The sequence below is a fragment of the Candidatus Thorarchaeota archaeon genome (assembly GCA_013388835.1).
Classification (GTDB): Archaea; Asgardarchaeota; Thorarchaeia; order Thorarchaeales; family Thorarchaeaceae; genus JACAEL01.
Window position 1 is genome coordinate 1 of record JACAEL010000099.1, and the last position, 1,914, is coordinate 1,914.

The following is a 1,914-nucleotide window of genomic DNA, read 5'->3' on the forward strand; positions in this document are numbered from 1 at the left end:
GTTACGCTTTATCCGAGAGATAAGTTCAGACTCACACCGTGAGTTTTGGAGTTAAGCCTGTCTGAAGTGGTCTAGCCCTCCCTTATAAATAGATTAAACCAAACAAACATGATAAGAATGGCATGAAATGAACACAAGGCAAGTAAAATTTATATGTGGTGTTTATTGGTAGTAGTATTAGTTGTGCTAGAGGGAGATAAGAAATGCGCCCAAAACCAATTCCTCAACTTAGTGAGGAACAGTTCGCTACGATTCAGGAAGAAATGAAGCGAACGCCATCGAAAGATGACATTGAGCGCATTAGGCGAGCGAAGGAAATTATAAAAAGATATCCTGTACAATAATTTTGTATGATCCCGAATGGAGCAATAGACTTCTCTAAAACGTATATTAGCATATTGACGGAAGACGATGATTTGAGTGGATTCTACTGCAAAAACGAAGACATAAATGATTTTATACACCATGAAGCAAAAGATTTTCAAAATGAACGTCTCGGCGTATCCTACCTATTTCGATATGATGGCGAGTTAGTTGGGTTTGTTACTCTCAGTATGGCTGATTTGAGGAAAGAGAGGATGGGATCTGAGGATAGACTTCAAGTTGGGAAAGAAAACTATCCTGCTCTTCAAATTGGTCAATTGGCAGTGTGCGATGGATTCGAAGGCAGAGGTATTGGCACATTCCTTTGTGATTTTAGTCTCGGCAAAGCGTACGAATTTTCAGAGAAAGTGGGCTGTAGATTTTTGGTTCTGAATGCGAAGCGAGAGGTTATGCCCTTCTACGAAAAATATGGTTTTAAATCTCTTCCGAAACAGGAAAAAAGAATAGAACCAGTGATGTTTTTGAATATCTTCAATAAAAAGGCAACCGAATAGCACGGTCCACGCAAGACCCAAAGGGGAAAAAGAGGGGTTCCGCAGTTTTGAATGCTAGGCTTTCTTTTGGAAACATTCCATGCAGATGGCAACTACTTTCACGTTTTGAAGAGGTTGGCTTAAGTGTAGCAGACCCTTTGCAAACACGGTTACATAACCCAAGGGTTTTCCACACTTTTGGCATCTTACTGGTTTAGCATCACTCATTGTCTATCGCTAGAAGGTTCTGTTAACTTATTGTTGATAAATATTTATCTTTGAAAAAATAATGTCTTTAAAACCTAAAGTAGATTTGCAAGTTTTTTGATGCCCTTGTTTGCTACATGAGTGTAGATTTGAGTCGTTTTCAAGTCTTTATGACCCAGTAATTGTTGTATGTACCTTATATCTGCGCCACTCTTTAATAAATGAGTGGCAAAACTATGCCTTAGTGTGTGAGGAGTCACGTTCTTCTTAATTCCTACTTTCTTGGAAGCAGATTTTATAATCTGTTGGATTGTTCTTTTGTTATATTTTCCATCTCTTTGAGAGACAAAAACTAGTCCGTCTTTGTTTATCCCGTACATTTTCAACTACATAGTTTTACCAATTCACTCCTTTCTTAAGAGCAATTTCATTGAGGATTGCTTTAAGGATTAGGGACTTATTTTTAACATCACTCTGTTTGACCTTATCTGTTTTGATTTTCTGAGTTGCTTTGTCTAATGAACTTCTTAAGTCTATTAAATCAAGTAAGGTTGCTGCCTTGCAGAAAAAACTTTTCGACCTGCCATCATCAAAATTCTTTATCATTGTTTCAAGTAATTTAATTCGTTCTTTCTGTTGCGTTACGAATTTTTCAATTCCACATTCTTTTATAAAATTCAAATTTGGCATAACTTTTTTGCCCGATGGGTAAGAAGAAGATTCTTTCGATTGCTGATATTCTTCATTACTTTTGAATTTAGGACACGGAAACTCTGAACACTCAGCACAAACTTCAAGATTTTTTTTCTTGACGCAACAAGTTATGAAGGAACATGATGGATGTTTATTA

At 36.8% G+C, this 1,914-nt stretch carries 3 protein-coding genes; 1 reads left to right on the plus strand and 2 read right to left on the minus strand.

Annotated elements, in window-relative coordinates; all coding sequences use genetic code 11:
- The first annotated feature begins 416 nt into the window (after positions 1-416).
- Positions 417-878 (plus strand): GNAT family N-acetyltransferase, encoded by a 462-nt coding sequence (locus HXY34_14040; protein ID NWF97254.1) that lies wholly within the window; start codon positions 417-419, stop codon positions 876-878.
- A gap of 281 nt (positions 879-1,159) precedes the next feature.
- Here HXY34_14040 and HXY34_14045 read toward each other — a convergent pair whose 3' ends face one another.
- Complete coding sequence (locus HXY34_14045) at positions 1,160-1,444, minus strand: tyrosine-type recombinase/integrase (GenBank protein NWF97255.1); 285 nt, start codon at positions 1,442-1,444, stop codon at positions 1,160-1,162.
- Between the two features lie 16 nt (positions 1,445-1,460).
- Positions 1,461-1,914: DUF3795 domain-containing protein (locus tag HXY34_14050; GenBank protein ID NWF97256.1), on the minus strand; the 454-nt coding region annotated here is incomplete at its 5' end.

Coding starts and splice junctions, on each gene's coding strand:
- HXY34_14045 (NWF97255.1), bottom strand. CDS start 1,444: ATGTACGGGATAAACAAAGACGGACTAGTTTTTGTCTCTCAAAGAGAT.